Genomic DNA, 7,503 nt, shown 5'->3' on the forward strand with positions numbered 1-7,503 from the left:
CTCGCCCAGGCCGGAGTTGTCCAACGCGGATACCGGGATGGAGCTGCCGTCGCTGAAGGTCAGGGTGCCGGCGTTGATCTGGTCGATCATGTTGTTGCGGTCATAGAGCACGACGTGCCCGAGGGTCTGCGCGGTGGGCCAGGTCAGCTGGATCCAGGGCTCTAGCTCGCCCTTTGAGGCCCATTCCCCGGAGTACCACTGGTCGATGGTGCCGTCGGTGGCCGCCGACGCGGCGAATGTGGGGTCGTCGTTGTAGGTGGAGGACGCGGTCGCCGTCGCGCTGGAGGCCAGGTTCGGCGCCTCCAGGACCCTGATCTCGGACAGGCCGACGTTGCTGCCGATGCCGCCGGTGGCCTGGAAGGTGACCGACGTCACTGAGATGGGCGGGAAGGTCACCGCCTTGACGGTGCCGTCGGTGGGGATCCCGGTGACATTGATCGTGCTGCCGTCGCTGAAGGTCAACGTGCCCCCGTTGGCGTGCCCGCCGGTGCCGACCGCGTCGTAGAGGTCGACCTCGTCGATGGTGCGGGTGTTGAGCCAGGTGGCTTTGAGCCACGGGTTGGTTTCAGTGGAGACCCACTGCCCGGTGGACTGCCCGATGATGCCGTCGATCGTCTTGCGCGCGGACGTGGCGGTGCCGGCCGCTGATGACGCGGTCAGGGTGGCCTGCGCGGCGATGTTGGCCGCCCGGAACACCTGGATCTCGGACAGCCCCACGTTCAGCCCGGAACCGACGGTGACCTGCAGCTTGACCGAGGTGACGGTGCGCGGGGCGAAATCGATCGCCTTGCCGGTGCCGTCGTTGGGCAACTCCGGTATCGGCACGGTACTGCCGTCGCTGAAGACCAGGGTCCCCGCGTGGATCTGGTCGATCGGGTTGGAACGGTCGTAGAGCACGATCCGTCCGACCGTCTGCGCGGTGGGCCAGGTCAGCTGGATCCAGGGGGTCAGCTCCCCGTTCGAGGCCCACTCCCCGGCACCCCACACTCCGATCACCCCGTCGGTCGCCGCACTGGCCGGCAACCCGGCAGACTGCGAGGATGCGGTCACCGCCGCCAGCGGCGCGATGTTCTCCTGCTGCGCGATCGCATAGGGCGTGAGCCGGACCCCGACCACCGACTTGGCCGGCGCGCTGACCAGCATCGTGGCGTTGCCCCCGGACACCTTCAACGGGACGCTCGCCTTGGGCGAGACCACCGCCTGATTCGCGCTCGCCTCGAAGATGTTGGCCTGCGCGGCGGACATGGCACCCAGGCCGGTCATGTTCAACGTCACCGTGACTGGGGACGTGCCGTCGTTGACCACCCAGGCCACATCATCGCCCGTCGCGGTGGTCGCCGCACCCGCGTTGGTCACCGGACTGGCAAAGCTGACTCCGCGAATCGTACTGTCCCCCGCCCCTAGACCGAGGTCTTCGGACAGCAGGCGGATCGTGCGCGACTTGGGCAGCAAGGTGCCGTTGGCGTAGATGCCGTAGAAGTCGGGCGCCAGCAGGGGGTCGTTGTAGGCGTAGTAGGTGGAGCCGTTCGCCTGCTGCTTGTACAGGTTGGTCAACCGGTCCCCGGTATAGCTGATCGCGTCGGGGTGATCGTTGGCCAGGGGGTCGTGATCGAACGCCGCAGTGGAGTTCCATTCGGTCACGTAGACCGGGAAATCAGGGCCACGGCCGGCGGCTGCGGCCATGTTCTTCCACGCGGTCACCGATTCCCCGGTCGGATTGCTGTAATCGTGATAGCTCAGGAAGTTGATGTTATTAGCCGGGATCTGTGGATCCTGCAACAGGGCGGCTCCCCAGCTGGTCAGACTGGGCTGGGAGACGACGGGGCCGCCGATCGGGATCGCCGAGTCCACCGACCGGATGGCGTTCGATGCATTCGCATATATGTCCTTGTACGCCGACAGATTGTCCCCGTACGGACTGCCCGCCACGTTCAGGAAACCGCCGTCGGGCTCATTCCAGATCTCCACCATGTTCACCTCGCCCTGGAAGTGCTGGTAGATCTTCTTCACGATGTCCGCATACACGCCCCAGTCCGACGGGACGCCGATCGGAACCCCGTTGGACACGCAGCTGCCGCAGTTGGGCTGCTGGAGCCACGCCGTGTCATAACTCATGATCAACAGGATGTGGAAGCCGCGGCTGTGGTACTGATTCACCCAGGCGTACTTGGACCAATCCCAGGTACTGGGGTCGGTGACGCTACCCGCCACCCCCATGTTCGCCTTATATGCCGCCACGGTGGTGTTCGGCACGATCTGGAAGAGATACGCGTCGCGGCGAATCAACTGCATCCCGGTCTGCTGCAGCGTATCCATCTTCGCCGGATCATCCAGCGCGTTGATCGTCGCGCCGAACACGTCGGAATGACCCGTCCCGTTGTTCGCCGAGAAGTCCGCGCCCACCGTTCCGGCGGAACCGAGGATGGGGCCCGCAGAGCCCACCGGAACGGACAAAGTCTCATTCCATATCTGGATATCAGCTACCTGCCCCGCGAAGTTGCTCGTGTGGCTGCCCTGGTATAGCTGAACGCCCGCCTGGAACGGGCCGGTGAATCCGGCCACTGCGGTATGGCTGGCCGTCGCGGCGGTCACGCCATTGACATACAGAGTCATCGTGCCGGTCGCAGCCTCGTAGGTGGCCTCGAGCCATGTCCATGCGCCCAGCTGGGCCGCACCGCCGGAGGCGCAGTCGTAGTTCCAGACGCTGTTGTCCGTCTTGGCCAGGCAGAAATACCACTTCCCGTTGTTGACGTCGGGATAGAGCAGGAATCCGCTGGAGTCGGCCCCGTCCTGGGAGAGGATCACGCCGCCGAGCGCGTTGGGTTTGACATGCACGGACACGGTGAAGTCGTTGCTGACGCTCAAGGCCGGGCCGTTGGCAGACAGCTGCCCGGTACCGCCGGCGGTCGGCGTGTTGCCGTCGGTATTGGTGTTCAGCGACGCGTCGGGTGAATAGATGTCGCCGGTGTTCCAGGCGGCGTTTGCCCCGGAGCCGGCCAGGTTCAGGCCACTGATGTTGTCCGCGGTGCCGGCCAATGCGGTGCCGGAGGTGCTGGCGCCGATGTCCTGGAAGTGCCAGGCGTGCGTGGGGGTGGACAGCGTCGTGACTGCGGTGCCAATAGCGGGGTTGTTGCCTAGCGTCGTCGGCATATACGCAGTCATGATGCGGGTAGAGGCGTAGGTGGCCCACAGGTCCGGGATGCCGTCGCCGTTGATGTCGGCGGCATGGAGGACCAGCCCGGCGACATTCGTGTTCCAGTTGGCCGCGATGACGTATGCACCGGTGGTACTCAGCGTCGAGCCGTTGCCGGCCAGGCTCAGGCCGGTCCACAGATCAAGCTGCCCAGTCGACGGGTTCCACAGGTACATCGCGGTGCCCGACGCGAGCTGGACGGTGGCGACGGTCCAGGAGTTCCAGTCCTGGCTGCCGTCCGGAGTGTTCAGACTGGTGAGCACGTCACAGTCCTGCGAGCACAGCCCAAAGCCCTGGCTCACGTCGTTGCTGTAGCCGTTCGTCGTCTTGGACGTGAACAGGTAAAGCTGGTTGTTGATGGTCGCGAACAGGTCGGGGTGGGCGTCGAGGGCGCCGCTGGTGTTTCCGGCGTCGGCGATCTGGACGGCGTTGTGGCCGCCGGCGTCCTGGAACGTTGCCGGGGCGATCCGGAAGGGCGCGCTCGTGGTGCCGAGGCTGGTGGGGGGACCGAGGTGCAGCGGGTCGCTGCTTCCGTCGTTGCAGGCTATGTCTCCGCCGCCGGCGTTGGCGCCGGCGGGGAAGTACGCCATGACGTCCTGGGCGCCGTAGCCGCAGAAATCGCCGGTGATGGCCTGCGAACCGTTCCAGTCGGCGGGATCGGCGCCCGTATTGATCGCGAGTCCGTTGACGCCGATGTCGACGGCGTCGGATGCGACCGTGCCGTCCGTGTGTCCCTGAGCCAGCCACAGACCCGACGGGAATGCGGTGCCGGGACCTCCGGGGACGGTCAGATCCGGGGTGCCGTCGTTCGTGACGTCTCCGTCCTTGGCGGGCGGATTGATCGTGGTGCCGTCGAACCAGACGGTGGCGGCCGAGCCGGAGTTCCCGCCCGGAGACAGGGCATTGACAACCAGTGTATTGACTAGCCGCGTGAGCGGAACGGTGATCGTCGCGGCGCCGCTCCCGCTGACCGTGACGGGGGCCGCCTGGTCGACCTGGTAGGTGTAGCCCGAGATCATGCCGCCGCTGGGCGGGGTGAGGGTGAACGAGCAGCTGGTTCCGACCGGCTGGATGGTGTCTGTGGTGTCTCCGACGATGGCGCAGGTCTTGGTGCCGCTGGGCGCGCTTTGGTTGGGGGCGATGCCTGCAGACCCGGGGCGGGTCGGGTCCCAGGTGAAGGTGCAGGTGCTCGACCAGCCCGAGGTCAGTAATCCGTCGGTGGTCTGGGCGAGCCAGCTGAACGAGGTCGCGGCGGCGCCGGCCTGGGCCCTGAAGAACGACTCGGGCAGGACGGAGACTGCGGCTTGGCCGGAGCCGCCGGAGTACTGGTCGGAGGGGATGCCGTTCGCCGGGGTCAGCAGGTTCGCCCTGCTGCCGTCAGCGGTCTTGTAGAGGTTGATGGTGGTGGTCAGCGGGCTGTTCGTGGGTGTGGACACAGGGGCGAAGAGCGTGACTGCCGTGTCGCCGAGCACGCTTCCGGCGCAGTTGGTGGCGGGAGAGGTGCTCAGTCCGCTCGGAGTGTTGGGGGTCTTGTCGTACGTGACGGTCAGGTTCGCCGTGTTCGCCTGGAATTCCTTGAACGCATAGTTGTCAGAACCGTTGTCGGCGCGCATGACGAGTGTCTGGGTGCCCTTGCCCGCGGCCACGTCGCCACGGACGGTGTTCGCCACATCGAATGCGGGGATGCCGCCCGCGGGGCAGCCCGAGCCGCCGAGCGCGAAGTTTTCGTTGGCGATCCTGGCGCCCAGATTGGGGATCCAGTCGTTCCAGGTCCCGTTCGACGCGACGAGTGTGTCGGCCGGTGCGAAGAGGTTCACCGACTGATCGTGGCCGTTGGTCAGGCAGGCCCAGGAATGGGTTTCGGTGATGCCGAAAGTAGCGGAGAAGATGGTGGCCCCGCTCAAGGTGTTCAGGTCGATCGGGAAGTCGAACAGGCTCAAAGCCTCCCTCTCCGGGCCGCCGGAGTTGCCGATCTGCGTGATGCCTGCGGTCGGGTCGACGGTCGAGTCCCAGTGGTTGTCGTTGGGGAATCCGGCGCCAGGGCTGGCCCATCCCGTGTTGCCGTAGCTCGGCGAGAAGGTGGGGTCCAGGTAGATCGGGAAGTCGGCGCCTGAGTCAGACAACAGGCTCGTCGGCGGTGCGAGCGTGATCGTGCCCTGTCGCACTGTGGCCGACACATGGGTCTCGTGCGCACGCCGCCCCGGACCGGTCTGGCTGGAGACGGCCGGGCCGGGCGCGGATGCCGGATCGTTCGTCGCGATCGGTGCGGTCGTTGCCGAGTCCCAGGCCAGGGGTGCCGGGGCGGTGAATACGCTGTGCCCGCTCGCATCCGCGACAGCCAGATTGCCCGCGCCGTCTGCGGACACCGTCAGACCCTTACTGACATTCGTCTTTGCCGACAAAAGGCTCGCGAGCCGCGGATCCTTCGCCGCAGCCGGCGTGTGCACAGTGAACACATCACTGAACGCACCACTGGTCTGAACGGTGACCGTCAGGTCCACACCCGGCAGCACATTGCGATAGGTGGCGGTCGGACCGGCAAGTTCCGGACGCGGCAACGCCACCGGAAGAATGAGCGACAAGCCACGGCCCCCGCTATACAGCGACGCCACAGGACCGGAGCCGCCGCCGGACAAGGAGACTGGATCGGAGGTCGCGATCGGAGACACTGTGTTGCCTGGCCCGGCTTTGAGCGTGGCGTCCAGGTTCGCCCACGCCCCGTGCTGCCACACCCGGGTCGGCACCGCCGATTGCGTGAGCGTAAGCGTCCCGCTCGGGTTCGCCACAGTCTGCGAGGACGCAGTGGTCAAAGCGGTGGCAACTACCGACCGACGCGTCGCCCGCGCCCGCGTCGCCGCCTGTGCAGCCGAGATCAGGCTCGAGGCGGCTGCGGGCGAGGATGCTCCCGCCGACGCCGACTTAGAAGGTGTGGTGGACGCCGCCGCGACGGGCGGCGCCGCACTCATCGTGGCCGCGACCGACAAGATCACGAGAAACGTCGCGACCCTCGTGCCCGCGAAGGATTTGCGCCGTCCCGTGACCCCGAGTCTTCGGCTCCTGCCGTCCCCGGCTGGGGCGCCGACAGCCTCAACACGCCGTTCCCGCTCTACCACGCGCGCCCCATCGGACCTGCGCCACGCAGACATCCGCACCCCAACCCATCTCCTCGAACGAAGACATCTACCAGGACATCAGCAAGTGACCGCGCCCGCCCGATGACTCACCCCGACTAGCGATCGCCTAGATCGGCCTCGAATCCTGTAGCACAAGTAGCGCAGACGGATCTCGCATACCGCTGCCACGACGCTGCCATGGCGGTTTCGGACGGTTGTTGAGGGCTGAGAACGCTGGGACTATTCCAGGCCGGGCGGAAATACCGTCCTTCGGTCGGGCTCAACCAGTGGGATCCGATGCGCAGACAGGATTATCTGAGCAGGCGCCGCCTGGTTGGTAGTTCGGATCAGGCCCTTGACTGCTCGCGAAGTCTTGCGGAGCACCAGGAGCGCTGATCGAGGGCCGGGGGTGTCGTACGTTGCCGCAAGCATCATGTCCGTGGGAGCCATGGCGGCCGTGCCCATACCACCAACCACACTGATGAGATTATTCAGGGCTTTCTCGGCTTCAGTCCCGGCTTTGACGACGGATCCTCCGGCGAACAGGGCCGATATGACATCCGAACGACTCGACACTGACAGCTCCTTGCGACTGATGCAGCCGAGGGAGAAGCTCAGCAGGTCGTAGCGTTGCAGTTGGACGGCGTCGAGGAAGGGGAGACGTTGGCCGCCATCTGCTCGAACGTGGCCGTACGTGCCTGCTCGCGGGCGCTCGGTGGAACGCGGAGGGCTGACCCGTCCTGCGTCTCCGGAGCGTGGTGGTCACGGTCAGGAGCGGGGCCCGATACGGTCGCCCATGTTCAGCTCCAGGTCGAGGATCATTTCTGGGCTCGCCTTTCCCGATCGCTGGAGCCGTTCCTGGACGGAAGGCCGGGCGAGAAGGGCGGTGAAGCGCGTGTGCGCAGATGCCAGACTCGCGGCGGTGGGCGGCGGAACCTCCTCGTTGAGGATGTCCTTCACTGCGCGCAGCGCTGCGGCATCGAATGAAGCGATCCGATGTGCGAACCGCTCGACGAGGGAGTCGAGCTCGTTGTCCGGCACTGCGCGGTTGATCCAGCCGTAACGCTCCGCCAGCTCCGCGCCGTAGTCTTCGCCCGAGGCGATGATCTCCAGTGCACGGGAGCGACCAACGAGCCGCCACAGCCGCTGCATGCCGCCGCATCCTGGGATGATCCCCGAACCGATCTCGAGCTGTCC

2 protein-coding genes are annotated in these 7,503 nt (G+C 66.3%); both read right to left on the reverse strand.

What is annotated here, in order from left to right:
• On the reverse strand, positions 1-5,559 hold a 5,559-nt coding region (locus tag VGZ32_RS17175; protein WP_326887069.1), incomplete at its 3' end, for a DUF7402 domain-containing protein.
• Positions 5,560-7,074: 1,515 nt separating this feature from the next.
• On the reverse strand, positions 7,075-7,503 hold a 429-nt coding region (locus tag VGZ32_RS17180), incomplete at its 5' end, for an enoyl-CoA hydratase/isomerase family protein (protein ID WP_326887070.1).

Source organism: Actinocrinis sp., from assembly GCF_035938995.1.
Classification (GTDB): Bacteria; Actinomycetota; Actinomycetes; order Streptomycetales; family Catenulisporaceae; genus DASZGI01.